We start from the raw sequence: 25,484 nt of genomic DNA, 5'->3' as shown, positions 1-25,484 counted from the left end.
GCCGCTCAGGCGACGGACGAGCGGACGCGCGCCCGCTGCAGGTCCTGGAACAGCTCCGTGTTGAACCGGTAGGCCACCAGCACCTCGTCGATCACGCGCTCGCGCTCGTCGTCGTCCCACGGCGCCCGATCGAGCTGCTCGCGGTAGACATCCTTGAAGGCGCGGGGGTCGGCGATGTCGGCGAACAGGTAGAACCCGATCCCGTTGGTGTCGAATCCGAATCGCCGCTGCATGACGCGTCCGATGAAGATGCCGCCGGAGAGGTCGCCGAGGTATCGGGTGTAGTGGTGCGCGACGAAGCCGCCCGGCCATGTCGCCGCCACCTTCCGAATGCGATCGACGTACCGCTTCGTCGTGGGCAGCGGGGCGATGCGCTCGCGCCAGTCCGGGCCGACGAGGAAGTCGAGGTCGGCCTCGAGCGCCGGCAGCCGCGTCAGCTTGTCGCTGATGAAGGGGGCGACGACGGGGTCGGTGCGCAGCGCCGCAGCGGCGGATTCGAGGGCGTCGTAGATGAAGTAGTGCTGCGCGACGAGCGAGATGTAGTCCTCGCGCGTGCCCTCGCCCCCGAGCAGATCGGCCATGAAGCCCTCGCCTTCGCTGGCGGAGTGGGCGCGGCTGGAGCGCTCGCGAAGCAGGACGGAGAACGACACGACGTTCGACATGCCGCCAGTGTAGCGACCTGGTAAGGATTACCTAAGTACTTCTTTCCTCATTCGTGCGGGCGCGGCTCGACGCCGAGCCGCGCGCACGCCGCGTCATACAGGGCGACGACCTCTCGACGCACCTCGGCGCGCTCGCTGATCGGCCCCGTCGGCCAGTCCACCCGCACCACCGCGGCGATGCCGTCCGGACCCTCGACATTCCAGGCGCCCCCGGCCCCGTCGAACCCCGTCATCGTGGCCGTGACGGCGTCGGGACGACCGAACGCCCGCACGATCAGCAGATTGTCGCCGGCGTGATCGGTGTTCATGTGCCGCAGCACCGCCGAGACGACGGATTCGTCGAAGAGATGGGTCACGTCTTTACCATAGGCGGCGCGCGTGATCGAACCGTGATCTCGGCTCGTTAGACTCGACCGGGATACACCGGGGGGTGAGTATGGCGGCACGCGGCATTCGTCGTCGAAGCGCGGCGATCGCGGGCGCGGTGCTCTCGGTGATTCTTCTGGCCGCGGGGTGCGCACCCGACAAGACCCTCGAGCTCGATCTCGTCGAGCAGGCGTCGGGCGGCTTCCCGGACGACGTCTCGGCCGAGCTGGATGCCGCGGTGCAGAGCGCGATGGCGGCGACGGCATCCACCGGCGCGCTCGTCGGGGTGTGGGCACCCTGGAGCGGGAGCTGGCTCGCGGGTCTCGGCACCGACGCGACGGGCGCGACCGTCACGCCCGACATGACCTTCCGCATCGCAGACCTCACGCGCCTGATGACCTGTGACGTGCTCTACGCGGTCGCGAGCGAGGGCACCGTGTCCCTTCAGGACCCCGTGACGGACTACGTCGTCGGGTACCCCGATCTCCACGATGCGACCCTGCTCGACCTGTGCAACGGGACGGCGGGGCTCGGGTCGTTCGAGCCCGTCATCGGCGCGCAGTGGTACGGCAACCCCGAGCGAGTCTGGGACCCGCTGGAGATCGCCGCCTTCGGGCTCGGTCAGCCGCGCTCCGCCGTCGGCACGGAGTACCGGGACTCGGACGCCGGATTCATGCTCCTGGGCATGGCTCTCGAGCGCGCGACCCGCCTGAGCGCCGCTGCCATGTACGAGCGCTACATCGTCGAGCCCCTCGGCCTGGTGGCGACGTCGCTGCCTCGGGCCGCGGCATCCGCGCCCGGAGCCCAGCCGCTGCACGGCGCCTGGATCCCGACGAACCCCGACGGCACGCTCAACTGCGCCGAGCCGCGGGATGTCTCGGTCATGTCGTCGTCGGCCGGATTCACCGACGCGGGCGTCGTCTCCTCCCTCGAGGATCTCGGGCTCTACCTGCAGGCGATGGCGGCGGGGGCGATCGGCGGCGAGGCCGTGAGCGAGCGCTTCTCCGAGCCCCTGCCCGCCTACTCGGGAGCTCCCGCGTGGTACACCGCCACCGGCGGCGCCCTGATCGCAGGATCGCTCATCGGCCAGATGGGGGCGATGCCGGGCTACCTCACGGCCGGCTTCACCGACCCCGCCACGGGGATGACGGTCGTCGTGGTGCTCAACAACTCCACGGCCGGCGCGGCCGTCGCGGGCGACCTCGCCTGGCAGCTCGCCGCGATCGCGTCGCGGGCCCCCGCGGCATCCGGCTTCACCGCGCCGGAGCTGGGCCTGCCCTGGACGGCGCAGCAGTACGGCAACGCCGTCGCGCAGATCAACATCTGCCGGTGACCCCGCGCTCCGGTGGGTCGGCAGCCGCCGGCCTCGTGGTGCTCGGCCTCGCCTGCCAGGAGGTCGGCGCCTCGGTGGCCGTGCTGCTGTTCCCGGCGGCCGGGCCGCTCGGGATGGTGATGCTGCGGCTGGTCTTCTCCGCGGTGCTGCTCATGGCGATCGCGCGGCCGGCCCTGCGCGGCCGCTCCCGGTCGGACTGGAATGCCGTCATCCTGTTCGGCCTCGTCCTCGCCGTGATGAACGGGCTGTTCTACCTCGCGCTCGAGCGACTCCATCTCGGAGTCACCGTCACGATCGAGGTGCTGGGGCCGCTCCTGCTGTCGGTGATCGTCGCTCGACGGCCCGTGGCCTGGCTGTGGGCGGCGCTCGCGTTCGGCGGCGTCGTGCTCCTCGCCGGGGGCGGTTGGCAGGATCTGGACCTGCTGGGCGTGCTGTTCGCGCTCGGCGCCGCCGCGAGCTGGGCGGGCTACATCCTCGCCTCGGAGCGGGTGGGTCGGGCCTTCTCCAAGCTCGAGGGGCTCGCTCTGGCGATGGTGATCGGGGCCGTGGCGTCGCTGCCCTTCGGCGTGGCCGACGCGGGCGCGGCGCTGCTGAACCCGGTCACGCTCGCGCTCGGCGCCGCGGTCGCGGTGCTCTCCTCGGCGATCCCCTACGCCCTCGAGCTGTCGGCGCTGCGCCGGCTCGCGGCATCCGCCTTCGCGATCCTCATGAGCCTCGCTCCGGCGATCGCGACCGGTGCGGGGCTGCTCCTGCTGGGACAGGTGCTCACACCGCTCGAGCTCGCGGGGATCGCCCTCGTCGTGATCGCGAGCATCGGGGCGGTGCGCACCGTGCCTCGTGCGGCGCCACCGGCCGAGCCCGTGGCGTGACGCGGCGGTCGACCGGGACGGGCGCCCTCAGAATCGCGTGAGCGTGTCGACGAGGTGGGGCCCGAGGGGGCGGTCCACCTCCAGGACGATCCTCGTGCGGACGCCCTCGTGATCGCGGGGGCGCGCGCGCTGACCGCGCAGGTCGGCGATCGTCTGACCGCGTCCGGGGCCCGACGTCGTGTCGACGATGACGGGAACCCGGGGCGCGCGCGTCGCCGTCACGCCATCGCCCACCGCGAGGGCCGCCGCGAGGGGATCGTGCAGTGCGCAGCCGCGCTCGCCGTAGATGGGTCGGTAGAAGTCGAAGTAGTGGTCGAGCATCTCGCCGACGGCGCGCGTGAAGGGATTCGCCGATGCCAGCAGGGCTTCGCGGTCCTCCTCCCCGAGCGTGTGCTCCATCGTGACGTCGAGCGGCACGAGCGTGATGTCCCACGCGGCATCCAGCATCGCGGCGGCCGCCTCGGGGTCGTTGGCGATGTTCGCCTCGGCGACGGGGGTGATGTTGCCCGCGCACAGGGCCGCTCCGCCCATCGCCGTCACTCCGTCGATCCGCTCGGGCAGTGAGGGGTCTGCCGCCAGGGCCAGGGCGATGTTGGTCACCGGACCGATCGTGAGCAGGTGGAGGTCGCCCGCGTAACGGTGCGAGAGCTCGAGGAGCAGGTCGACCGCGGAGGCGTCCTCCGGCGCGCGCGTGGCCGTCGGCAGCGTGACGCCCCCGATGCCGTTCTCTCCGTGCACGTGGGTTGCGCCGCCCCCGTAGCCGTGCGAGAGGTGGTCGTGCGCGCCGACAGCGACGGGGATGTCCGTGCGCCCGGCGAGGGCGAGCAGGTCGAGGGTGTTCTGTGCCGCGGTCGCCGAGTCGATGTTGCCGCTGACGGTGCCCACTCCCACCAGCTCGATCGAGGGAGAGGCGAGCAGGTAGGCGAGGGCGACGGCGTCGTCGATGCCCGTATCGCAGTCGAGGAAGACGGGGCGGCGAGCGGGTGCAGACATGGTGACCTTTCGTGAGGGCGTCGACCACGCTGTCGTTCTCCGGCGGCGCCGGTTCGCTCTCAGGGTTATATCGCGCGTGCGGGGTGGGGGGCAAAGTGACCCCGGGTGCATGCGGGCGGGCGGGCGGATCCTTCGGCGGTGGGAGCGGCGTGGTGGAATGGGCGGATGAGCTCCCCCCGCCTCCCCTCGCTCGCCGTCGTGGGCAGCATCAACGTCGACGTGAGCGCCGCCGTGCGGCGGCTGCCCGGTCCTGGCGAGACGGTGCTGGGTGGAACGCTCGCGCGGCATCCGGGAGGCAAGGGCGCGAACCAGGCCGTCGCGGCGGCGCGCCTCGGGGCGACGGTGCGCATGATCGGCGCGGTGGGCGACGACGGCGACGGACAGCGGATGCTCGAGAACCTCCAGGAGGCGGGTGTCGGGACGGCCGACGTGTGGCTCGGCGCGCAGCCCACCGGCACGGCGCTCATCACGGTGGAGGAGTCGGGGGAGAACCAGATCGTCGTCTGCTCCGGCGCCAATTCCGACGTGAGCCTCGACGGGGTGCGGTTCGCGCCCGACGAGGTCGTCCTCGCGCAGCTGGAGATCCCGATGGGCGTCGTCGCCCGGCTCGCGGAGGCGGTGCCGGGCTACCTCGCCGTCAACGCGGCGCCGGCCGCGGCCTTGCCGGCCGAGGTGCTCGCGCGCGCAGATCTGGTCATCGTCAACGAGCACGAGTACGAGTCGCTGCGGCCCGAGATCGAACGAGCCGCCCTGGTCGCCGTCACCTACGGGTCCGAGGGCGCGGCACTGCGTGAGCACGGCGCCGAGGTCGTGCGCGTCCCCGCGCCGCGCGTGCGGGCCGTCAACGCGGTCGGGGCGGGGGACGCGTTCTGCGCGGCGCTCACGGTGGCGTTGGCCGCCGGGTGGGGCCGCGAGGAAGCGCTGCGCGCAGCGTGCGCCGTGGGGGCGGATGCCGTCACGCACGAGGGGGCGCAGCCGCCCCTGCGTCCGCTGGAGTCGTACCGCTGGGCGCACCCCGCGGGATAACCGCGGGGACGCGCCGGGACACGACCGACATTCGGGCCCAGCGCGTGTCGAGCAGCCGGCCCCGCGCCTCGGAGTCCGCCCCGTAGCCTGTGGCCACGGGGTGAGAAAAGTGGAGGGGATGACGGGAATCGAACCCGCGCTATCAGCTTGGGAAGCTGAAGTTCTGCCATTGAACTACATCCCCGGAGCCTTTCGGCGTCCGGCCAGCATAACAAACGCGGCGGGACCGATCACGCGCGGACAACACTCCGGAGAGATTCGCGGAAACTGTCGCTTCCGGCGCCATCCGGTCCGGTTTCGGTGCGAACGTCCGGAGTGTTGTGCGCGGTGCCGCCGATCGTGCCCCGATCCGCCCCCGCCCGCTCGGTAGGCTGGGCCCGTGCTGCTCTCCGACCGCGACATCAGGCTCGAACTCGACGGCGGCCGCATCGGCCTCGATCCCTACGACCCCGCGATGGTGCAGCCCTCCAGCGTCGATGTGCGGCTCGACCGCTACTTCCGCCTCTTCGACAACCACAAGTACCCCTTCATCGACCCGGCCCAGGATCAGCCCGAGCTGACCCGCCTCATCGAGGTCGACCCGCAGGAGCCGTTCGTGCTGCACCCCGGCGAGTTCGCCCTCGGCGCCACCTTCGAGCAGGTCTCCCTCCCGGACGACGTCGCGGCTCGTCTCGAGGGCAAGTCCTCGCTCGGGCGCCTCGGCCTTCTCACCCACTCCACTGCGGGCTTCATCGACCCGGGCTTCTCGGGCCACGTCACCCTCGAGCTCTCCAACGTCGCCACCCTGCCGATCACCCTGTGGCCCGGCATGAAGATCGGCCAGCTCTGCTTCTTCCGGCTGTCGTCGCCGGCCGAGAACCCCTACGGCTCCGGTCCCTACGGCAACCGCTATCAGGGCCAGCGCGGACCCACGGCATCCCGCTCGTTCCAGAACTTCCACCGCACCGATGTCGGCACGTCGGATGCCGGGGCCCTCGGCGGCTGATCACGGTCGCTGAGCGAGCGGCGGCAGCACCGTCACCGCGCCGCTCGAGCCCAGCCGTCAGTGAGCCTGCGTGACGCCGAGGGCGTCGTGCACGACGACCGCGGCGACGCGGGCGCCGGCACCGGCGGCGACGATCAGCTGCTGAGCGCCCGGAGCCGCGGCATCGCCCGCGCCGTAGAGCCCGGGCACGCTGGAGCGGCCGGAGCGGTCGGTGACGAGGTGCCCGTCGTCGTCGAGGTCGGGCGCGAGGGGAGCGAGGAACTCCAGCGCCGACTGCCATTCGGGGCGGACGAAACCGCCCGCGATCTCGACCCGGCTGCCGCCCTCGAGCACGATGGCCGACAGCATCCCGCGCTCACCCTGAAGCTCGGCGATGCGGGCGCGCTCGACACGGATTCCGGATGCTGTCAGCTCGGCCTCGGCATCCACCCCGAGCGCGTCCGATCCGTTCGTGAAGACCGTGAGGGCGTTCGTCCACCGCGCGATGAGGCGAGCCCGGTCGGCGAGGTCGGCGCTCTCGCCGATGAGCGCGAGGGGGCGGTCGCGCAGCTCCCAGCCGTCGCACGCGGCGCAGCTGAAGAGCGACATGCCGTAGAAGCCGCGGATGTCGGGCACCGCCGGCAGGGTCTCGCGCAGGCCCGTCGCGACGATCACGGCGCGCGCGGCGATCGTGGCGGGCGCGCGCCGACCCTCCAGCGTCGCGACGAAGCGTGCGCCGTCGGGGTGGCCGTCGGCGCGCGCGACCGCGACGACCTTCGTGCGGCCGTGCACCACAACGTCCGGATACGCCTCGAGCTCCGTGCGTGCAAGGCGTCGCAGCTCGTGCGGGGGCACGCCGTCGCGCGTGAGGAACCCGTGCGAGAGCAGCGTCGCCGCGTTGCGGGGGCGGTCGGCGTCGACGAGCGCGACGCCGGCGCGGGCCCGTCCCAGGTTGAGGGCTGACGAGAGCCCCGCGGGTCCGCCGCCGATGACGAGAACGTCGACGACGGTCGGCGCGACAGGCGGCGTCCCCTCCGCCCCGCCCGCCGCGGGCGATCCGTTCACGACCGGGTCAGCGCGTCCGCGCGCGAGATCTGCACCTGCTCGTCGCGGGGTACGACCTTGACGCGCTCGCGCGTGTGCTCGTGGTTCGCGCCGAGGTTGCGCTCGTGCGCGTCGAGGGCCAGCCAGCCCTGCCAGGTCGTGTACTCCACGCCGCGGTCGGCGAGCAGCTCGAGCACGTCGCCCGGCTCGGTCGGGGCGGCGAGCAGGCCCGCCTCGGCGTCGGCCACGAGATGCGCGACGGTCTCCATCGCGTCGCTCTTGGTGTGCCCGATGAGGCCGACCGGTCCGCGCTTGATCCACCCCGTCGCGTAGAGCCCGCGCACCGCCGTGCCGCCGTCTTCCGCGGAGAGTGCGGATGCGGCATCCGTCACCCGCCCCTCGACGTTGGGGACGACGCCGCGCACCTCGTCGAACGGGGCATCGAGCACGGGCGTGCCGAAGTAGCCGACGGCGCGGTAGACGGCCTGCACCGGGATGTCGCGCAGCTCGCCCGTGCCGACAACGCTGCCGTCGCCGGTCGGGGTCGTGCGCTCGAACCGCACGCCCTCGACGCGCTCGGACCCGAGCACCTCTACGGGCGAGTGGAAGAAGTGCAGGTGCAGGCGACGAGAGGCGGTGCCCACCTCGCGACCGCGCCAGGACTGAAGGGTGCGCAGCATGACCTTGAGCTGGTTGTTGGATGCCGCGGCGGGGTCGACGCCCTCGAAGTCCTCGTCGTAGAGCACGATGTCGACGTCGGGCACTTCGCCGAGCTCGCGCAGCTCGATGGGCGTGAACTTGATGTCGGCGGGACCGCGGCGGCCGAAGACGTGCACGTCGGTCACGGCCGAGGCCTCGAGCCCCGCGAGCACGTTGTCGGGGATCTCGGTCGAGCGCAGGTCGACCGCGTGCTTGGCGAGCACGCGTGCCACATCGAGCGCGACGTTGCCGTTGCCGATCACCGCGACCTCGGCGGCCTCGAGCGGCCACTCGCGCGACACGTCGGGATGTCCGTCGAACCAGGCGACGAAGTCGGCGGCGCCGTAGGAGCCCGGCAGGTCGATGCCCGGGATGTCGAGTCGCACGTCGCGGATCGCCCCGGTCGCGAGGATCACGGCGTCGTAGCGCTCGTGCAGCTCGTCGAGGGCGACGTCGCGGCCGACCTCCACGTTGCCGATGAAGCGGATGACGCCCGAGTCGAGCATCTCGTGCAGCGACGAGACGATGCCCTTGATGCGCGGGTGATCGGGCGCGACCCCGTAGCGGATCAGGCCGTAGGGGGCGGGGAGGGTCTCGAACAGATCGATTTCGACGGTGCCGCCGGCGTCGGCCACGCGGCCGGAGAGGATGTTGCCGGCGTAGATGCCGGCGGGACCGGCGCCGACGATCGCGACGCGGAGATTGAGGGTGCTCACAGTGCTTCGGCCTTTCTGGCGGAGAGTTCTTCCGGGGCGTAGGGGCTGAGGGTGACGACGTCGCCGACGACGATGACCGCCGGATTGCGCACGCGGCGCTGCGCGGCCTGGGCGACGATGGTACCGAGGGTGCCGATCGTGACGCGCTGGTGCTCGCCGTATCCGTCCTCGATGACGGCGACGGGGCAGTCGGCGCCCCGGGCGCCGCGCGCGAGCACGTGGGCGGAGTGGCCGAGGGTGCCCACGCCCATGAGCAGCACGACGGTGTGGTCGCGCCCGCCGCCGACCTCGCCGAGCTGGTCGTGGCCGGAGACGACGGAGAACGCCGTCGCGAGCCCGCGGTGCGTGAGCGGGATGCCGGCGATCGCGGGCACCGAGACCGCGCTCGTGACTCCGGGGACCACATCGACGGGGATGCCGGCATCCCGGCAGGCGGCGAGCTCTTCGCCGCCACGGCCGAACACGTACGGGTCGCCGCCCTTCAGGCGCACGACGTGCTTGCCCTCGAGGGCCAGCTCGACCAGGAGGGCATTGATGCGCTCCTGCGGCACCGCGTGGTGGCCGGGCAGCTTGCCGACATCGATGACGGGGGTGTCCAGGCCCAGCTCGTCGAGCACGGGGCGGGCCCCGAGGCGGTCGGCGACGATGACGTCGGCCCGCTCGAGCGCGCGCAGCCCGCGCACCGTGAGCAGGTCGGCGCTGCCCGGGCCGGCGCCGACGAGCGTGACGCGTCCGAGCCGAGTCGTCATCGGGCCCTTCCCTGCAGCAGGCCGCGCCCACGCAGCATCCGTCGTTCGAGCGGGGCGAAGAAGAGCAGTTCGATGAGGATGCCGATCCCGAGGATCACGAGGATCGTCGCGAGGACGCCGGAGATGTCGGCGAGCTCGCGGCTCTGGTCGAGCATCGCGCCGACGCCGAATCCGATGGCCCCGCCGGTGGCGATGATCTCGGCGGCCATGAGCGAGCGCCAGGAGAACGCCCACCCCTGCTTGAGGCCGGCGACATACCCCGGCAGCGCGGCAGGCATGATCACCAGGGTCGCCAGTTGGGTTCGGTTGGCTCCGAGCACCGTGCCCACCCGCCGCAGCTGGGGCGGCACCTGCTCGACGCCCGCGATGAGTCCATTGACGATCGACGGGGTCGCGCCCATCAGAACGACGAAGTACACGGTGGCGTCCGTGAGCCCGAACCACAGGATCGCGGCGGGCACCCACGCGACGGAGGGCAGAACCTGCAGGCCCGAGATCAGCGGACCCATGGCCCGTCGCAGCACCCGCACCTCGGCGAGCAGCAGCCCTAGCGGGGTGCCGACGGCGATCGCGATGAGAAAGCCGACGATGCCACGCTCGAGGCTCGTGACGACGGCCGTCTGCAGGCGACCGCTCTCCCAGGCGTCGCCGAGGGCCCCGACCACCGCGAGCGGCGAGGGCACGACGTCGGGGCGCGGCTGGGTGATCGTCACGTAGAGCTGCCAGAGCACGATCAGCGCGAGCAGGAAGACGATCGGCGGAACGACGCTGTCGGCCACCGAGCGCAAGCGCCCGATGGGTCGCTCCGCGGTGGTCTGCAGGCGATCCAGTCCCGCCTCGAGGCTGCGCAGATCCTCGTCGTTCTGGGATGTCGGGGGGGCGGAGGCAGGCGAACCCGGGGAGAGCGATCCCTCGGGTCTCGTCCCTTCGCTGCGCTCCTCACTCAAGGGCGGATGGCTATCACGCGGCATTGCGGCGGATCTCCTTGCGCAGCTTCTCGGTGATCTCGATCGACAGGGCCGCGACCTCCGGTGATTCGATGCGCCGACCCTCGGTGTGTGCGATGCGCCACTCGCCCGCGACCCGACCCGGGCGGCTGGAGAGCAGGACGACCCGCTGGCCGAGGCGCGCGGCCTCACGCACGTTGTGGGTGACGAACACGACCGTGCGGCCCGTGCGGCGCCAGACGCGCTCGAGCTCGTCGTGGAGCAGGTCGCGGGTGATCGCATCGAGCGCGGCGAAGGGCTCGTCCATCAGGAGCACGGGACGGTCCTGCGCGAGTGCCCGGGCGAGCGCGACCCGCTGGCGCATGCCGCCCGACAGCTCGTGCGGGCGCTTCTCGGCCGCATCGGCAAGGTTGACGGTGTCGAGCAGTTCCATCGCCTGAGCGCGGCGTTCCGCGCGCGCGACGCCGCGCAGGCGGAGCGCGAGCTCGACGTTGCGCCGGGCGCTCAGCCAGGGCATGAGCGCGGATTCCTGGAACATCACCGACGAGCCCTCGGGGGGCGTCTCGATCAGGCCGCTGCTCGGCTGGTCGAGGCCCGCGATGAGGTTCAGCAGCGTGGACTTGCCGCATCCCGAGGCGCCGAGCAGGCACACGAACTCACCCGGGGCGATGTCGAGGGTCACGCCATCCAGCACGAGCGGACCGGTGCCGAAGCGCTTGCCGACCTTCTGGATCCGCACCGCGGGCGGTGTGCCGAAGTAGGCGCCCTCGTCGAAGCTCGGCCCGAGCCGGGGGGCGGCGGCCGCGCTCACGGCGAGTCCTCGCCGAGTCCGGCGGCCGAGACGGGCTCGGCGCCGGCGTCGGCACGCAGCTCGTTGAGCAGACGCAGGTCGAACAGGCCCTGGATCGAGCCTTCCCGCTGCGTGCCGGCCGCGAGGCCGTGGTCGACGAGCGTCTCGAAGGTCCCGGCGTGCGGGTTGACCGAGAAGGTCACGTGCTCGAGCGCGCGGGCGAGCACCGCGTCGCTGAGCCCGCGACCCGTCTCCGCCTGCAGCGCGGCGTTGATCGCTGCCGGGGCCTCGCCGGGGTTGTCGTTTATCCACGCGATCGAGGCGATGTGCCCCTCCAGCAGATCGGTCACGACGTCGGGGTGCTCTTCGAGGAAGTCGGAACGCACGAGAAGGACCGTCGTCGGGAACTCACCGTTCTCCCACAGCTCGGCCTCATCGATCAGCACGTGAGCGCCCTCGTCCTCGACGAGCCGCGAGACCCACGGCTCGGGCACCCAGGCGCCGTCGATCTGGCCCTGCTGGAAGAGGGTCAGCATCTGGGCGTTGTCGGTGGGCGTGATCGACACGTCCCCCCCGCCCTGGATGTCGGTCTCGAAGCCCTCGTCGGCCAGCCAGCTGCGCAGCGTCACGTCCTGCGTGTTGCCGAGCTGCGGCGTCGCGAGGGTCGTGCCCTCGAGGTCGGCGACCTCATCGATGCCCTCGCGCACCACGAGCGCGGCGCCTCCCGTGGTGGCGCCGGCGACGATGTGGGCGGACTGGCCGCCGGACTGGATGAAGGAGTTGATCGACGGGTTCGGCCCGATGTACGTGGCGTCGATGGCCCCCGCGGTGAGCGCCTCGATCGCCGCGGGACCGGCGTTGAACGTCTGCGTCGTCAGTTCGACATCGCCGAGGGCGTCGTCGAAGAACCCCTGCGAGGTACCGATGAGCGCCGGTGCGTGGGTCACGTTGCCGAAGTACCCCAGGCGCAGTTCGGTCACGTCGTCACCGGCGGCCGACGCCCCCGATCCCGCAGTGCACGCCGCGAGCATGCAGGCGGCAACTCCCAGAGTGGTGATCGTCGTCGCGGTGCGAGTGGTGTTCACGGTGTCGCCTCCTTCGAGGGGGGTGGATGCCGGGGCTCGGCGGGGGTGGTCGGTATCGGTCGGTGGGGGCGGACCCGCGTCAGGCCTGCGCGGTGTCTGCGGAGAGGCCGATGCCGGCGGCGAGCGTGGCGCCGTCGGCGGGGTGGATGACGAGGAACGAACCTCCGTCGCGGCTGTCGCGGTAGGACTCGAGCGGCAGATCGGCCGCCAGGCGCAGCGTCGCGCGCCCGATGTCGTTGACGGCGAGGGTGTCGGCGGGCACGTGCACGAGCTCGTCGAGGTCGTACCGCGACGTGATCTGCTGCACGATGGCCTGCACCGTCGCGGTGCCGTGTTTGACGAGCACTCGCGCGCCCCTCGCGAGCGGACGCGCGTCGAGCTGGAACAGCTCGGCCTCGAGCGAGCGGCGCGGCGCGGGCAGTGAGCCCGGCGTGACGACGAGGGACCCGCGGGCGGCGTCGACGTCGTCGGCCAGGCGCAGCGCGACCGAGGTCGGGGCGATCGCGGCCTCGACCTCTGCGCCGGCGACCTCGATCCCCGTCACGGTCGTGCTCACCCCGCTCGGGAAGATCTCGACGGCGTCGCCTACGCGCACCTCTCCCGACGAGATGCGTCCCGCGACGGCACGGTAGTCGCGGTAGCGCTCCGCGAGGGCGGGATCGGCGGCGAGCTCGGGGCTGAGCCCGCCCTGCGGCCGCAGCACGAGCTGCACGGGCAGGCGGAAGGCGTCCTCGGCGCTCTCGAGGTCGCCCTGCGCCGGCAGGGTCTCGAGCAGTTCGAGCAGGGCCGGACCGCTGTACCACGGGGTGCGGGCGGAGCGCTCGACGATGTTGTCGCCCTCGAGCGCCGAGACCGGCAGCACGTGCACGTCCTCGATACCCAGGCCCTCGGCGACCCGGCGCACGTCGGCCTCGACCGGGGCGTACGCGTCCTCCGCGAAGTCGAGCAGATCGATCTTGTTCACCGCCACGACGACGTGCGGCACACGAAGCAGTGCGATCACGGCGAGGTGGCGACGCGTCTGCTCGAGCACGCCCTTGCGCCCGTCGATCAGCACGACCACGGCATCCGCCGTCGTCGCGCCGGTGACCATGTTGCGTGTGTACTGCACGTGTCCCGGGCAGTCGGCGAGGATGAAGCTGCGGGTGCCGGTCGAGAAGTAGCGGTAGGCGACGTCGATCGTGATGCCCTGCTCGCGCTCGGCGCGGAGGCCATCGGTGAGCAGCGCGAAATCGAAGCCCGTGCCGTGCGCGAACCCCCGCTCGGCCGACGTCCGGGCCACCTGCTCGAGCTGGTCGGCGAGGATCGCCTTGGAATCGTGCAGCAGGCGGCCGACGAGCGTGGACTTGCCGTCGTCGACCGACCCGGCCGTCGCGAAGCGGAAGAGCGTGGATGTCTGGGCGAGCACGGTCGCGGTCATCAGAAGTACCCGTCCTTCTTGCGGTCCTCCATGGCGGCCTCCGAGATCCGGTCGTCGGCGCGCGTGGCGCCGCGTTCAGTGAGGGTCGAGCGGGCGACCTCGGCGACGACGGATGCCGTGTCGAGCGCATCCGACTCGACCGCTCCCGTGCAGCTCATGTCGCCGACGGTGCGGTAGCGCACGACGCGGCGCTCGACCTCCTCGCCGGCCCGCGGCTCGGACACCTCGCCGACCGCGCGCCACATGCCGTCGCGGCGGAACACGTCGCGCTCGTGGGCGAAGTACAGCGGGGGCAGGGGGATGTCCTCGCGCTCGATGTAGCGCCAGACGTCGAGCTCGGTCCAGTTGGAGATGGGGAACGCGCGCACGTGCTGGCCCGGGGTGTGGCGGCCGTTGTAGAGGCTCCACAGCTCGGGGCGCTGGTTGCGCGGATCCCACTGGCCGAACTCGTCGCGCAGCGAGATGATGCGCTCCTTGGCCCGGGCCTTGTCCTCGTCGCGGCGGGCGCCGCCGAAGACGGCGTCGTGACGGCCCGCGGCGATCGCGTCGAGCAGCGGCAGGGTCTGCAGCGGGTTGCGGGTGCCGTCGGCGCGCTCGTGCAGGCGCCCGTCGTCGATGTAGTCCTGCACACGGGCGACCTCGAGGCGGATGCCGAGGCGCGCCACCGTCTCGTCGCGGAACGCCAGGACCTCGGGGAAGTTGTGGCCCGTGTCGACGTGCAGCACGGGGAAGGGCACGCGCCCGGGCCAGAACGCCTTCGCCGCCAGGTGCAGGACGACCACGGAGTCCTTGCCGCCCGAGAAGAGCAGCACGGGGCGCTCGAACTCGGCGACCACCTCGCGGATGATGTGGATCGCCTCGGCCTCGAGCAGGTCGAGGGCGTCGAGGCGCGGAGCGGAAGCGGCGTCTCGCGAGCGGACGGACGCGACGTCGCTCGTGAAGGTGTCGGTCATACGTGGAGCCCGCATTCGGTCTTTCCGAGCCCGGCCCAGCGGCCGGACCGGGGGTCTTCGCCGGGGGCGACCGGCTTGGTGCACGGCTCGCACCCGATCGAGGGGTACCCGTTCGTGACGAGGAGGTTCACGGGCACACGGTGCGCGCCGGCGTAGTCGAGGAGGTCGTCGAACGACCAGGCCGCCACGGGGCTCACCTTGACGAGACCGTTGCGCTCGTCCCACGTCACGAGGGGCGTGAGGGTGCGGGTCGGTGCCTCGTCGCGGCGCACGCCCGTGAACCACACCTCGTACCCGCCGAGGGCCTCGTGCAGCGGCTCCACCTTGCGGCGCGCGCAGCACAGGGCGGGATCGCGGGCGAAGAGCCTCGCGCCGAACTCGGCGTCCTGCTCGGCCACGCTCTGCGTCGGCAGCACGTCGACGATGCGCACGTCGAGCGCGCGCTGCACCTCGTCGCGCGTCGCGTGGGTCTCGGCGAAGTGATATCCGGTGTCGAGGAACAGCACGTCGACCCCGGGGAGCTGCTCGGCGACGAGGTGGGGCAGGGCGGCGTCGGCCATCGAGCAGGCGACGGCGGCGGCATCCACCCCGAAGTTCTCCGCGACCCAGCGCACGACCTCGGCGGGCGAGGCCTCACGGTCGGTCAGGCTGCCGAGCTCTACGTTGCCGCGCTCCGCGAGGGCGCGCAGCTCGTCGGCGGTGCGGCGGGCGGTGGCACGAGGGGCGAGTGAGACGGTCACTGCAGAGCCTCCTCTTCGGCGCGGTGGGCCCACTGGGCGAAGGTCTCGTCGGCGGCCGCGTCGCGATCGGCGATGAAGCGGCGCACGACCCGCTCGGTGTAGTCCGCGATGCCGTCGGCGGCCACCTTCAGGCCGCGCACGGTGCGCCCGAGGCCCGGGTTCTCGCGATCCCGGGACGCGAGACCGCCGCCCAGGTGCACCTGGTACCCCGGCACCTGCTCTCCGTCGATCGTCACGAGCTGGCCCTTGAGGCCGATGTCGGCCGTCTGGATGCGGGCGCACGAGTTGGGGCAGCCGTTGACGTGCAGGGAGAGCGGATGCGGCAGGTCGAGGCCCCCGAGGCGCTTCTCGAGGTCGAGCACGGCCTGCGTCGCGAACCCCTTCGTCTCGACGATCGCGAGCTTGCAGAACTCGATGCCGGTGCAGGCGATCGTGCCGCGGCGGATCAGGCTCGGACGGGCCGACAGGCCCAGGCGGTCGAGCTCGGCGACGAGCGGCTCGACGTTCTCCTCGGGCACGTCGAGGACGACGAGCTTCTGGTGGGGGGTCGTGCGCAGCCGCCCGGATCCGTGGGCCTCGAGCACGTCGGCGAGCTCGGTGAGCACGGGACCCGACACGCGGCCGACGATCGGGGTCACGCCGATGTAGAACCGGCCGTCCTTCTGCCGGTGGATGCCGACGTGGTCGCCGGGGGTCGCGGGCTTCGGCGCCGCCGGGCCGTCGGGCAGCGGCTCGCCGAGGTACGCGGTCTCGAGCACCTCACGGAACTTCGCGGGGCCCCATTCCGCCAGCAGGAACTTCAGGCGCGCCTTGTTGCGCAGGCGCCGGTAGCCGTAGTCGCGGAAGATCTGGGCGACGCCGTGCCACACCTCGGCGACCCGCTCCGGCGCGACGAAGGCGCCCAGGCGCTCGCCGAGACGCGGGGAGGTCGAGAGCCCGCCGCCCACCCAGAGGTCGTAGCCGATGCCGTGCTCGGGGTGGTCGATCGCGACGAAGGCGACGTCGTTGATCTCGTGCACGACATCCTGGCTCGGGTGGCCGGTGATCGCGGACTTGAACTTGCGCGGCAGGTTGGCCAGCGACTCGTCGCCGATGAAGCGGGAGGTGATCTCGTCGATCTGCGCGGTGGGATCGATCAGCTCGTCGGCGGCGATGCCCGCGACGGGCGAGCCGAGGATCACCCGCGGCACGTCCCCGCACGCCTCGGTGGTCCCGAGGCCGACGGCCTCGAGCCGGCGCCAGATCTCCGGCATCGCCTCGACCTGGATCCAGTGCAGCTGGATGTTCTGCCGATCGGTCAGATCCGCCGTGTCGCGACCGAACTCGGTCGAGATGCCCCCGATGACGCGCAGCTGAGCCGTCGTGAGCTGACCGCCGTCGATGCGCACGCGCAGCATGAAGTACTCGTCTTCGAGCTCGTGCGGCTCGAGCGTCGCGGTGCGCCCGCCGTCGATGCCGGGCTTGCGCTGGGTGTACAGCCCCCAGACCCGGAAACGGCCGTGCAGGTCGGTGGGGTCGATGCTGGAGAATCCGCCCGCTGCGTAGATGTTCTCGATGCGGTCGCGCACCGACAGGCCGTTGTCGACCTGCTTCCACTCCTCGTTGCCGTTGAGGGGAGACGTGCCGTCGATCTTCCACTGGCCGTTCGGCTTGCTCGAGGGGCGCGGCGGCCGCGCGCGTGCGCCCTCGGTGGGCGGCCGGGTCGCCGCGGCCAGGGCGGCCGGGGTGTCCGTCGTGTCAGGGGTCACAGCATCCTCTTCGCGCAGTCGTTGAGGTCGTCGCGGTGTGGCGATCCCTGCACGGTACGTGAAGCCCGCCGGGGGAGACGAGCGCGTGACGACCTGGGACGTTATGCGGCGTAGCAATCGGACACATTCGCCGACACATTCGGGTGATGCCGCGCGCTGCGGCCGGCGTGGGGAGCCGGGCGTGGCGGGAGCGCTGCCGCAAAAGCATGTCAGGTGGCATGTATTCTCGTCGCGTGTCCGATACGTCGCGCGATCCCGCTGAGTCGATCGCCGCTGCGCTCTCCCGCGTGCGGCGCCGACGGGGCGGCCGGGGGCGTCCGGCGGGCGATGGCGGGCACCGCTCGCCGGAGGAGCGGCTCGCGGGGGCGGCGCGACTGCGAGTGCTGGAAGCGCTGGACGCCGCGTCTGCGCCGCTGACGATCGGCGCGGTCGCCGACGCGATCGGCGTGGATCAGCCGCGGGCGAGCCGGCTCGTGCAGCAGGCGATCGACCTCGGCCACGCGGTGCGGCAGGCCGACCCCGCCGATGCGCGCCGCACGCTGATCGGGCTCGGCGACGGCGGGCGGGAACTCGTCGCGCGGGTGCGCGCCGAGCGCCGCGCGGCCGTCGAGGCGGCGCTGGGCGGTTTCACCCCGGAGGAGAGCGCCCAGCTGGCGACGCTGCTCACGCGCTTCGCCGACGCGTGGCCGCGCCCCTGACCCCCGGGCGCCGCGCCCCTGACCCCCGGGCGACGCTCGCCTGTCACGAACCGCTCGGCGTGGCGCCCGTGGCGCGCGGTTCGTGACAGGCGAGCGGGAGGCGGCGCGCGGTTCGTGACAGGGGACCAGGGGCCGGGGCGCGGCGGGCGCGGGGAGAGCGGGGAGCGCCGGGGCCCGCTCAGCGCAGGGCGGGGACGGCGGCGGGCGCGCGCACGGGCAGCAGGAGCAGCAGCCCGGCCAGCAGCACCAGCACGATGCCCAGGATGCCGAAGGCCGAGTCGCCCGTGAGCCCGACGAACAGCGCGAACATCGTGGGCGCGAGGAACGACACGGCGCGCCCGGTCGTGGCGTAGAGGCCGAAAACCTCGCCCTCGCGACCGGGCGGGATGATGCGCGCGAGGAACGTGCGGGAGGCCGACTGGGCGGGGCCGACGAAGAGGGTCAGTGCCAGGCCGGCGGTCCAGAAGACGGCGGGCCCGCCGTCGCGCAGGAAGAACACCAGCAGACCGGAGACGATGAGCCCGGCCAGCGCCGTCACGATGACCGGCTTCGCGCCCAGCCGATCGTCCAGGGCGCCGACCGCGATCGTCGAGATGCCCGCGACGACGTTCGCGGCGATGGCGAAGAGGATCACCTCTCCCGCCGAGAACCCGAAGACGGATGCCGCGAGCACGCCCCCGAAGGTGAAGACGCCCGCGAGGCCATCGCGGAACACGGCGCTCGCGAGCAGGAACCATACGGTGGCGCGGCTGTCGCGCCAGAGCCGCGCGATGTCGCGGCCGAGGCGCGCGTAGGAGGCGAAGAACCCGATGCGCTCGCGCCGTGTTCCCGCGCCCCGGTATTCCGGCACGGCGAAGAGGACGGGCAGGGCGAAGATCCCGAACCAGAGCGCGGCGACGATCATCGACAGGCGCACGTCGAGGCCGTTCTCGCTCGGGAGCCCGAAGAACCCCTGAATGAAGCCGAAGTACACGATGAGCAGCAGCACGATCCCGCCGACGTAGCCCATGCCCCAGCCGAAGCCGCTGACGCGGCCGATCGAGGCCGGGGTGGACACCTGCCGCAGCATGGCGTTGTAGTTGACGCCCGCGAACTCGAAGAAGACGTTCCCGCCCGCGACCAGGAGCAGGCCCAGCCAGACGAAGGAGGGATCGGGCTCGACGAAGAACATCGCGAGGGTGATGGCCACGACGATGTAGGTGTTCACCCCGAGCCAGAGCTTGCGCCGGCCGGAGGTGTCGGAGCGCTGACCGGTGACGGGGGCCAGGAGCGCGATGAGCAGGCCCGCGCCGGCGAGCGCCCAGCCCAGTTGGGACTCGACCACCCCCTCGGGGCCGAAGCCCGAGCTCGTGAGGTAGACGGTGAAGACGAACGTCGTCACGACGGCGTTGAAGGACGCCGAGCCCCAATCCCATAGCCCCCAGGCGACGACGCGGCGGCGGCTGGTGCGGTCGGGGGTGTCGCTCATGTGCGGCACGGTATGGCCCTTCGGTGAACGGCGGGTGGCCCGGCGCCGCCGCGGCGCGGCGCGCGCCCAGGCTATACCGCGGCATCCGCTCGCCTGTCAGGATGTGCGCATGGGCGTACATGTGGAGCGCACTGAGCTGCCCGGGATCGGCGTGCGGCACGACATCGTCAGCGAGACGGGTCGCAGGCTGTCGGTGGTGTCGCTGCGCGACGGCGGACGCGAGCTGGCGCTCGGGGATCGGGACGATCCCGACCGGGTGCGCGCCACGGTGTCGCTCACGGACGAGGAGGCGACGGCGCTGGCGGAGGTGCTCGGGGGATCGCTGATCTTCACCCAGCTGGCGGGTCTGCGCGAGCAGTTGACGGGCCTCTACGTCGAGCAGATCCCGGTGCGCGCGGACTCGGTCTACGTGGGGCAGCCGCTCGGGCGAACCCGGGCGCGGACCCGCACGCGGTGCTCGATCGTCGCGGTGGTCCGCGAGGGGGGCGTGGTCCCCGCTCCGGGGCCCGAGGACGTGCTCCAGGCGGGCGACACGCTCGTCGCGCTGGGAACGCGCGAGGGGCTCGATCGCCTCGTGCGCATCATCGACGGCGACTGATCATGGACCACGGCGCGCTCGCCCTCATCGAGATCGGCGCGCTGCTCTTCGTCATCGGCCTCCTGGGCCGTCTCGCACGGAAGTGGGAGATCTCCCCGATCCCGCTCGTGCTGCTGATCGGACTCGCGTTCGGGGAGGGGGGACTGCTGCCGATTGCGCACGGCGCGGAGTTCATCGAGATCGGGGCCGAGATCGGCGTGATCCTGCTGCTGCTCATGCTGGGGCTGGAGTACACCGCGGACGAACTCGTCGGGAACCTGCGCTCGGCGAAGTTCTCGGGAACGCTGGACTTCGTGCTGGGCGCCCTCCCCGGCGCGGCGGCGGCCCTCCTGCTCGGGTGGGGCCCGGTCGCGGCGGTCGCGCTCGCCGGAATCACGTGGGTGACCTCCTCGGGCGTCGTGGCGAAGGTGCTGCAGGACCTCGGCCGGCTGGCCAATCGTGAGACTCCCGTCGTGCTCTCGGTGCTCGTGACCGAGGACCTGGCGATGGCGTTCTACCTTCCGATCCTGAGCGCCCTGCTGGCGGGGATGAGTCTCGGCGCGAGCGCGCTCGCGATCGGGATCGCGCTCGGGTGCGTCGCGGCGATCTTCTACATCGCCCTCCGCCACGGCGCACTGGTGTCGCGGCTGGTCAGCTCGCGCGACGCGGAGGTGCTGCTGCTGTCGGTGCTCGGTCTCACACTGCTGGTGGCGGGCCTCGCAGCGGGGGCGAACGTGTCGTCGGCGGTGGGTGCCTTCCTCATGGGCATCGCGATCTCCGGTCCGGTGGCGCGGCACGCGCAGCGGGCTCTCGCGCCGCTGCGAGACGTGTTCGCCGCGGTCTTCTTCCTCTTCTTCGGGCTCTCCACCGATCCGCGCGACCTCGTGCCGATGCTCGTTCCCGCCGTGATCCTCGCGGTCGTCACGATGGCCGCCAAGCTGCTGACGGGGTACCTCGCCGCGCGGCACGCGGGAATCGCCGAGGCCGGCCGCTGGCGGGCGGGCTTCGCCCTGCTGCCGCGCGGCGAGTTCTCGATCGTCATCGCGGGGCTCGCGGTCGCGTCGGGGGTCGAGCCCGCGCTCGCCGCGCTCGCGACGACGTACGTGCTCATCACGATCGTCGCCGGTCCGTTGCTGGCTCGCGTGCCGGATGCCGCGTGGTTCTCGCGATGGGTCGCCGGCCGGGCTGCGAGAGCCCGTCCGCGAGCTCTTCTATCCCGAAAAAGTTGAGCCTTACCATGTCAAGTTCATTTGACAGCATCCGGCGGTCTGAGTACTCTTGAGCGCAGGCGGCTCAACCCCGGTCGAGCCGATCGCAGACTTCCGCAGAAACACCGAATCGGCAGCATCCCGCTGCGGTTCATACGAAGGAGAGAAACACATGCCCCGTGCAGTAGGAATCGACCTTGGCACCACGAACTCCGTGGTCGCGGTGCTCGAGGGCGGCGAGCCGAAGGTGATCGCGAACGCCGAGGGCCTTCGCACGACGCCGTCGGTCGTCGCGTTCACGAAGGACGGGGAGGTGCTCGTCGGCGAGACCGCCAAGCGCCAGGCCGTCACCAACGTCGACCGCACGGTCGCGAGCGTCAAGCGCCACATGGGCACGACCTGGACGTTCGACGTCGACGGCAAGAAGTGGACGCCGCAGGAGATCTCCGCGCGCATCCTCCAGAAGCTCAAGCGTGACGCCGAGGAGTACCTCGGCGACACCGTGACGGATGCCGTCATCACCGTCCCCGCGTACTTCAACGACGCCGAGCGCCAGGCCACGAAGGAGGCCGGCGAGATCGCGGGCCTGAATGTGCTGCGCATTATCAACGAGCCCACCGCGGCCGCCCTGGCCTACGGCCTCGACAAGGGCAAGGAGGACGAGCTCATCCTCGTCTTCGACCTCGGTGGCGGAACCTTCGACGTCTCGCTGCTCGAGGTGGGCAAGGACGACGACTTCTCGACCATCCAGGTGCGCGCCACCGCCGGCGACAACCGCCTCGGTGGCGACGACTGGGATCAGCGCATCGTCGACTACCTGATCAAGCAGTTCAAGGACACCACCGGTGTCGACGTCTCGGGAGACAAGATCGCCCTCCAGCGCCTCAAGGAGGCCGCGGAACAGGCCAAGAAGGAGCTGTCGAGCTCGAGTTCGGCGAGCATCAACCTGCCGTACCTGTCGCTGACCGACAGCGGCCCCGTGTCCCTGTCCGAGACGCTCTCGCGCGCCAAGTTCGAGGACCTGACCAAGGACCTCCTCGACCGCACCAAGAAGCCGTTCGAGGACGTCATCCGCGAGGCCGGCATCAAGGTGGGCGACATCGACCACGTGGTGCTCGTGGGTGGTTCGACCCGCATGCCCGCGGTGGCCGAGCTCGTCAAGCGCGAGACCGGCAAGGACGCGAACAAGGGTGTCAACCCCGATGAGGTCGTCGCCGTGGGCGCCGCCCTGCAGGCCGGCGTGCTGAAGGGCGAGCGCAAGGACGTCCTCCTCATCGACGTCACCCCGCTGAGCCTCGGCATCGAGACGAAGGGCGGGATCATGACGAAGCTCATCGAGCGCAACACCGCCATCCCGACCAAGCGCAGCGAGACCTTCACGACCGCCGACGACAACCAGCCGTCGGTCGCGATCCAGGTCTTCCAGGGCGAGCGCGAGTTCACCCGCGACAACAAGCCGCTGGGCACCTTCGAGCTCACCGGCATCGCGCCCGCGCCCCGCGGCATCCCGCAGGTCGAGGTCACCTTCGACATCGACGCCAACGGCATCGTGCACGTGTCGGCGAAGGACAAGGGCACCGGCAAGGAGCAGTCGATGACCATCACGGGCGGCTCGTCGCTGCCCAAGGAGGACATCGACCGCATGGTGCGCGAGGCCGAGGAGCACGCCGCCGAGGACAAGAAGCGCCGCGAGGCCGCCGAGGTGCGCAACCAGGCCGAGTCGCTCGCGTACTCCGTCGACAAGCTCATCCAGGACAACGCCGACAAGCTGCCCGAGGACGTCAAGTCCGAGGTGCAGGGCGACGTGGATGCGCTCAAGGCGGCGCTCGCGGGCGATGAAGACGACGCCGTGAAGACGGCCTTCGACAAGCTCAGCGCCAGCCAGGGCAAGCTGGGCGAGGCGATCTACGCCTCGTCGCAGTCCCAGGCAGCGCCGGAGGGCGAGCAGCCCGCCGAGGGCGCGTCGACGCAGAGCGACGACGAGGACGTCATCGACGCCGAGGTCGTCGAGGACGAGGACGAGGACGAGAAGAAGTAATCATGACCGACAAGGACTTCGAAGAGCCGCAGGGCGACGACGAGGTTCTTCCCGGTGACGAGGGGTCGGAGGCGCAGGCTTCCGACCCCGAGTCGCAGGAAGAGGCTCTCACCGTCGAGGACATCCTCGGCGCCGAACAGAGCGCGGATGCCGCGGCATCCGAGGACGCCGTCATCGCCGACCTCGAGTCGGCGCTGCTGACCGACCTCAAGCGCCTGCAGGCCGAATACGCCAACTACCGCCGGCGCACGGAGGAGCAGCGCGAGCGGGAGATCGAGCGGGCGAAGGGCGAGGCCGTGAAGGGCCTGCTGCCGGTGCTCGACGACCTCGACCGCGCCGAGAAGCACGGCGACCTGACCGAGGGGAGCCCGTTCGCCGCGATCGGCGAGAAGGTGCGCACCGTGGCCGAGCGCCTGGGTGTGACGGCCTTCGGCGCCGTCGGCGAGGTCTTCGACCCCCAGCACCACGAGGCGATCTTCCAGCAGCCCGTTGCGGGCCAGGAGGAGACGACGGTGCTCGAGGTCGTCGAGGTGGGCTACCGCCTCGGCTCGGTCGAGCTGCGCCCCGCGAAGGTCGTGGTCGCCGTCCCGGCGGAATAGACGGAGGACGACATGGCCAGTCAGGACTGGTTCGACAAGGACTTCTACAAGGTCCTCGGCGTGTCGAAAGACGTCTCCGCGGCGGAACTGAAGAAGGTCTACCGCAAGCTCGCCCGCCAGTATCACCCCGACTCCAATCCGGGTGATGCGAAGGCCGAGGCGACCTTCAAGGAGATCAGCGAGGCGTACGCGGTGCTCTCCGACCCCGAGCAGCGCGAGGAGTACGACCAGATCCGCGCGATGGGATCGGGTGCGCGCTTCACGGCCGGCGGCGGCGGTGGCGGCGGATTCGAGGACGTGTTCAGCGGCTTCGGCGGCGGCCGCGCCGGCGGCCGCTATTCGGCGGCCGACTTCGACGACATCTTCTCGATGTTCAACCAGCAGCAGGGCGGCGGCCGTTTCGGCTCCGGCCGGTTCGGGCAGCCCTCCGGGGGCTTCCAGGGTTACGGCGGCCCCGCGCGCGGCGCGGACGTGACGGCACGCACGACGATCGACTTCGTCACGGCGACCAAGGGCGAGACGATCACGCTGCAGGGCGAGGACGGCAGCCCCTTCAAGATCAAGATCCCCGCAGGTGTCGCCGACGGCCAGAAGATCCGCCTGCGCGGCCGCGGCCGCCCCTCGCCCGACGGCGGGGAGAGCGGCGACATCGTCGTGCACGTGAGCGTGCGCCCGCACCCCGTCTTCGTGCGCGACGGGCTCAACCTGCGCCTGACGCTGCCGGTGACCTTCACGGAGGCCGCGCTGGGAGCCACGGTCGAGGTGCCGACCCTCGGCGGCGAGCCCGTCAAGCTGCGCGTGGCCCCGGGGACGCCCTCGGGCCGCGTGCTGCGGGTCAAGGGCCGCGGGGTCGAGACCGCCAAGGGCACGGGAGACCTGCTCGCCGAGGTACAGGTGGTCGTCCCCTCGCACCTGGAGGGGGCGGCCCGTGAGGCGCTGGAGCGCTTCCGGGAGGCCGAGCCCAAGGAGAACCCGCGGGCGGAGCTGATGCAGAAGGCGCGAGCCTGATGGACGAGATCGACGAGGATGCCCCGATCTTCGCGATCGCGGCGGCCGCCGAGCTCTCGGGGATGCACCCGCAGACCCTGCGGCAGTACGACCGGCTGGGCCTGGTCGTGCCCGAGCGTACGCGTGGCGGGTCCCGCCGCTACTCGACGCGACACGTAGAGCAGCTGCGCGAGGTGGCGCGTCTCTCGGCCGACGGGATGAGCCTTCCCGCGATCGCGCGGCTCATCGCCCTCGAGGAGCAGGTGCACGACCTCTCGCGCCGCGTCCGCGACCTCGAGCAGCAGCTGCAGGTCGAGCGGCAGTCGCGCCCGGGGTCGCGGGTCTTCGCCGCCGGCGTGACCGGCTCGGTCATCACCCTGCGGGCCGGGACGCGCGTGCGGCGCGCGACCGACGTCGTGCTCTACCGGCCGCGTCCGCCGCAGCCCCCGGCATCCGACTGACACCCGGGGTCCGACCCTCCCGGGATCGGGGCAGCTTGTGTGCAGTGGGGCAGGTTCTGCCGTGCCCCACTGCACAGAACCTGCCCCAATAGGCGCTGGGAATGTACATCCGCGTACCGGCGGAACGGGCCCGCGTCGAGCGTCTCCATCTCGATGCCGCCCTTCATGTCGTGGAACTGGCGCACGTAGTAGTCGCGGCCGTCGAAGCGGAAGTGGCCGAGGAAGGGGTCGGACACCGCAGCAGGATGCGCTGCAGCGCGACCACCCGCGCCCCCTCGCCGTGCTGCGCGACATAGTCCGTAACGGCCGCCGGCTGCCGGATGCCGCCGTACTCCTCCAGCACG

Annotated in this window: 26 protein-coding genes and 1 tRNA gene; 11 read left to right on the top strand and 16 right to left on the bottom strand. The window is 71.7% G+C overall.

What is annotated here, in order from left to right; translation table 11 throughout:
* Positions 1 to 5: 5 nt before the first annotated feature.
* Positions 6 to 662, bottom strand: a complete 657-nt coding sequence (locus tag ACIGCK_RS11705) for a heme oxygenase (biliverdin-producing) (RefSeq protein WP_396666294.1) — start codon at positions 660 to 662, stop codon at positions 6 to 8.
* Positions 663 to 709: 47 nt separating this feature from the next.
* Positions 710 to 1,018 carry a DUF2470 domain-containing protein gene (locus ACIGCK_RS11700; RefSeq protein WP_396666293.1) on the bottom strand — a complete coding sequence of 103 codons (309 nt, stop codon included), beginning with the start codon at positions 1,016 to 1,018 and terminating at the stop codon, positions 710 to 712.
* Positions 1,019 to 1,098: 80 nt separating this feature from the next.
* On the opposite strand from ACIGCK_RS11700, the gene ACIGCK_RS11695 reads away from it, so the two are divergent.
* Both ACIGCK_RS11695 and ACIGCK_RS11690 read left to right on the top strand, forming a co-directional pair.
* The gene (locus ACIGCK_RS11695) at positions 1,099 to 2,361 is read left to right on the top strand and encodes a serine hydrolase domain-containing protein (protein WP_396666472.1); all 1,263 of its coding nucleotides are present in this window, start codon (positions 1,099 to 1,101) and stop codon (positions 2,359 to 2,361) included.
* Positions 2,358 to 3,230: an EamA family transporter gene (locus ACIGCK_RS11690; RefSeq protein WP_396666291.1), complete on the top strand. Its 873-nt coding sequence runs from the start codon at positions 2,358 to 2,360 to the stop codon at positions 3,228 to 3,230. The genes ACIGCK_RS11695 and ACIGCK_RS11690 overlap by 4 nt, the downstream gene beginning before the upstream one ends.
* Positions 3,231 to 3,257: 27 nt before the next feature.
* Here the strand turns inward: ACIGCK_RS11690 and ACIGCK_RS11685 are convergent, their stop codons facing one another.
* Entirely contained in the window at positions 3,258 to 4,223 is a 966-nt protein-coding gene (locus tag ACIGCK_RS11685) for a nucleoside hydrolase (protein WP_396666290.1), read from the bottom strand.
* A 165-nt stretch (positions 4,224 to 4,388) separates the two neighbouring features.
* On the opposite strand from ACIGCK_RS11685, the gene ACIGCK_RS11680 reads away from it, so the two are divergent.
* Positions 4,389 to 5,249, top strand: coding sequence for a ribokinase (locus tag ACIGCK_RS11680; RefSeq protein ID WP_396666289.1), 861 nt, complete (start codon positions 4,389 to 4,391; stop codon positions 5,247 to 5,249).
* 110 nt (positions 5,250 to 5,359) lie between these two features.
* On the opposite strand, the gene ACIGCK_RS11675 is transcribed toward ACIGCK_RS11680, so the two are convergent.
* Positions 5,360 to 5,433: transfer RNA gene (locus ACIGCK_RS11675), tRNA-Gly, on the bottom strand.
* Positions 5,434 to 5,628: 195 nt separating this feature from the next.
* Between ACIGCK_RS11675 and dcd the strand changes: the two genes are divergently transcribed.
* Entirely contained in the window at positions 5,629 to 6,234 is a 606-nt protein-coding gene (gene dcd, locus ACIGCK_RS11670) for a dCTP deaminase (RefSeq protein WP_330170688.1), read from the top strand.
* Between the two features lie 57 nt (positions 6,235 to 6,291).
* Here the strand turns inward: dcd and ACIGCK_RS11665 are convergent, their stop codons facing one another.
* The 10 genes from ACIGCK_RS11665 to ACIGCK_RS11620 all read right to left on the bottom strand — a co-directional run bounded on the left by ACIGCK_RS11665 (position 6,292) and on the right by ACIGCK_RS11620 (position 17,104).
* Positions 6,292 to 7,278 carry an NAD(P)/FAD-dependent oxidoreductase gene (locus ACIGCK_RS11665; protein ID WP_396666287.1) on the bottom strand — a complete coding sequence of 329 codons (987 nt, stop codon included), beginning with the start codon at positions 7,276 to 7,278 and terminating at the stop codon, positions 6,292 to 6,294.
* On the bottom strand, positions 7,275 to 8,672 hold the full coding sequence (locus ACIGCK_RS11660) for an FAD-dependent oxidoreductase (protein WP_396666285.1): 1,398 nt from the start codon (positions 8,670 to 8,672) through the stop codon (positions 7,275 to 7,277). Before ACIGCK_RS11660 ends, ACIGCK_RS11665 begins: the two co-directional genes overlap by 4 nt.
* Entirely contained in the window at positions 8,669 to 9,421 is a 753-nt protein-coding gene (gene cobA / locus ACIGCK_RS11655; protein ID WP_396666283.1) for a uroporphyrinogen-III C-methyltransferase, read from the bottom strand. The genes ACIGCK_RS11660 and cobA overlap by 4 nt, the downstream gene beginning before the upstream one ends.
* Complete coding sequence (locus ACIGCK_RS11650; protein ID WP_396666281.1) at positions 9,418 to 10,392, bottom strand: ABC transporter permease; 975 nt, start codon at positions 10,390 to 10,392, stop codon at positions 9,418 to 9,420. The genes cobA and ACIGCK_RS11650 overlap by 4 nt, the downstream gene beginning before the upstream one ends.
* Positions 10,382 to 11,107, bottom strand: coding sequence for an ABC transporter ATP-binding protein (locus ACIGCK_RS11645; RefSeq protein ID WP_396666471.1), 726 nt, complete (start codon positions 11,105 to 11,107; stop codon positions 10,382 to 10,384). The genes ACIGCK_RS11650 and ACIGCK_RS11645 overlap by 11 nt, the downstream gene beginning before the upstream one ends.
* A 68-nt stretch (positions 11,108 to 11,175) precedes the next feature.
* Positions 11,176 to 12,243, bottom strand: coding sequence for an ABC transporter substrate-binding protein (locus ACIGCK_RS11640; RefSeq protein WP_396666280.1), 1,068 nt, complete (start codon positions 12,241 to 12,243; stop codon positions 11,176 to 11,178).
* A gap of 79 nt (positions 12,244 to 12,322) precedes the next feature.
* Positions 12,323 to 13,663: a sulfate adenylyltransferase subunit 1 gene (locus ACIGCK_RS11635; protein WP_396666278.1), complete on the bottom strand. Its 1,341-nt coding sequence runs from the start codon at positions 13,661 to 13,663 to the stop codon at positions 12,323 to 12,325.
* Positions 13,663 to 14,616, bottom strand: a complete 954-nt coding sequence (cysD, locus tag ACIGCK_RS11630; RefSeq protein WP_396666276.1) for a sulfate adenylyltransferase subunit CysD — start codon at positions 14,614 to 14,616, stop codon at positions 13,663 to 13,665. Before cysD ends, ACIGCK_RS11635 begins: the two co-directional genes overlap by 1 nt.
* On the bottom strand, positions 14,613 to 15,356 hold the full coding sequence (locus ACIGCK_RS11625) for a phosphoadenylyl-sulfate reductase (RefSeq protein ID WP_396666274.1): 744 nt from the start codon (positions 15,354 to 15,356) through the stop codon (positions 14,613 to 14,615). Before ACIGCK_RS11625 ends, cysD begins: the two co-directional genes overlap by 4 nt.
* Complete coding sequence (locus tag ACIGCK_RS11620) at positions 15,353 to 17,104, bottom strand: nitrite/sulfite reductase (RefSeq protein WP_396666272.1); 1,752 nt, start codon at positions 17,102 to 17,104, stop codon at positions 15,353 to 15,355. The genes ACIGCK_RS11625 and ACIGCK_RS11620 overlap by 4 nt, the downstream gene beginning before the upstream one ends.
* Positions 17,105 to 17,337: 233 nt before the next feature.
* On the opposite strand from ACIGCK_RS11620, the gene ACIGCK_RS11615 reads away from it, so the two are divergent.
* The gene (locus tag ACIGCK_RS11615; RefSeq protein ID WP_396666270.1) at positions 17,338 to 17,802 is read left to right on the top strand and encodes a MarR family winged helix-turn-helix transcriptional regulator; all 465 of its coding nucleotides are present in this window, start codon (positions 17,338 to 17,340) and stop codon (positions 17,800 to 17,802) included.
* 178 nt (positions 17,803 to 17,980) lie between these two features.
* Here the strand turns inward: ACIGCK_RS11615 and ACIGCK_RS11610 are convergent, their stop codons facing one another.
* Positions 17,981 to 19,270 (bottom strand): MFS transporter, encoded by a 1,290-nt coding sequence (locus ACIGCK_RS11610; protein WP_396666268.1) that lies wholly within the window; start codon positions 19,268 to 19,270, stop codon positions 17,981 to 17,983.
* Positions 19,271 to 19,379: 109 nt separating this feature from the next.
* Here ACIGCK_RS11610 and ACIGCK_RS11605 point away from each other — a divergent pair, with 109 nt between their 5' ends.
* The 6 genes from ACIGCK_RS11605 (at position 19,380) to ACIGCK_RS11580 (ending at position 25,140) form a co-directional block, all read left to right on the top strand.
* The gene (locus tag ACIGCK_RS11605; protein ID WP_396666266.1) at positions 19,380 to 19,868 is read left to right on the top strand and encodes a cation:proton antiporter regulatory subunit; all 489 of its coding nucleotides are present in this window, start codon (positions 19,380 to 19,382) and stop codon (positions 19,866 to 19,868) included.
* Between the two features lie 2 nt (positions 19,869 to 19,870).
* Positions 19,871 to 21,076 carry a cation:proton antiporter gene (locus ACIGCK_RS11600; RefSeq protein ID WP_396666265.1) on the top strand — a complete coding sequence of 402 codons (1,206 nt, stop codon included), beginning with the start codon at positions 19,871 to 19,873 and terminating at the stop codon, positions 21,074 to 21,076.
* Positions 21,077 to 21,227: 151 nt separating this feature from the next.
* Entirely contained in the window at positions 21,228 to 23,093 is a 1,866-nt protein-coding gene (gene dnaK, locus ACIGCK_RS11595) for a molecular chaperone DnaK (RefSeq protein WP_396666263.1), read from the top strand.
* A 2-nt stretch (positions 23,094 to 23,095) separates the two neighbouring features.
* Positions 23,096 to 23,692 (top strand): nucleotide exchange factor GrpE, encoded by a 597-nt coding sequence (locus ACIGCK_RS11590; RefSeq protein ID WP_396666261.1) that lies wholly within the window; start codon positions 23,096 to 23,098, stop codon positions 23,690 to 23,692.
* Between the two features lie 12 nt (positions 23,693 to 23,704).
* Complete coding sequence (locus ACIGCK_RS11585) at positions 23,705 to 24,700, top strand: DnaJ C-terminal domain-containing protein (RefSeq protein ID WP_330170674.1); 996 nt, start codon at positions 23,705 to 23,707, stop codon at positions 24,698 to 24,700.
* Positions 24,700 to 25,140, top strand: a complete 441-nt coding sequence (locus tag ACIGCK_RS11580; protein WP_396666259.1) for a heat shock protein transcriptional repressor HspR — start codon at positions 24,700 to 24,702, stop codon at positions 25,138 to 25,140. Before ACIGCK_RS11585 ends, ACIGCK_RS11580 begins: the two co-directional genes overlap by 1 nt.
* Here ACIGCK_RS11580 and ACIGCK_RS11575 read toward each other — a convergent pair.
* Entirely contained in the window at positions 25,101 to 25,376 is a 276-nt protein-coding gene (locus ACIGCK_RS11575) for a DUF2252 family protein (protein WP_396666258.1), read from the bottom strand. The genes ACIGCK_RS11580 and ACIGCK_RS11575 overlap by 40 nt on opposite strands.
* Positions 25,377 to 25,484: the final 108 nt, after the last annotated feature.

It is taken from the genome of Microbacterium sp. NPDC078428, from assembly GCF_044542535.1.
GTDB classification, from domain to species: Bacteria; Actinomycetota; Actinomycetes; order Actinomycetales; family Microbacteriaceae; genus Microbacterium; species Microbacterium limosum.
The sequence above is the reverse complement of the archived record's forward strand: the minus strand, read 5'-3'. Positions and strand labels throughout refer to the sequence as shown.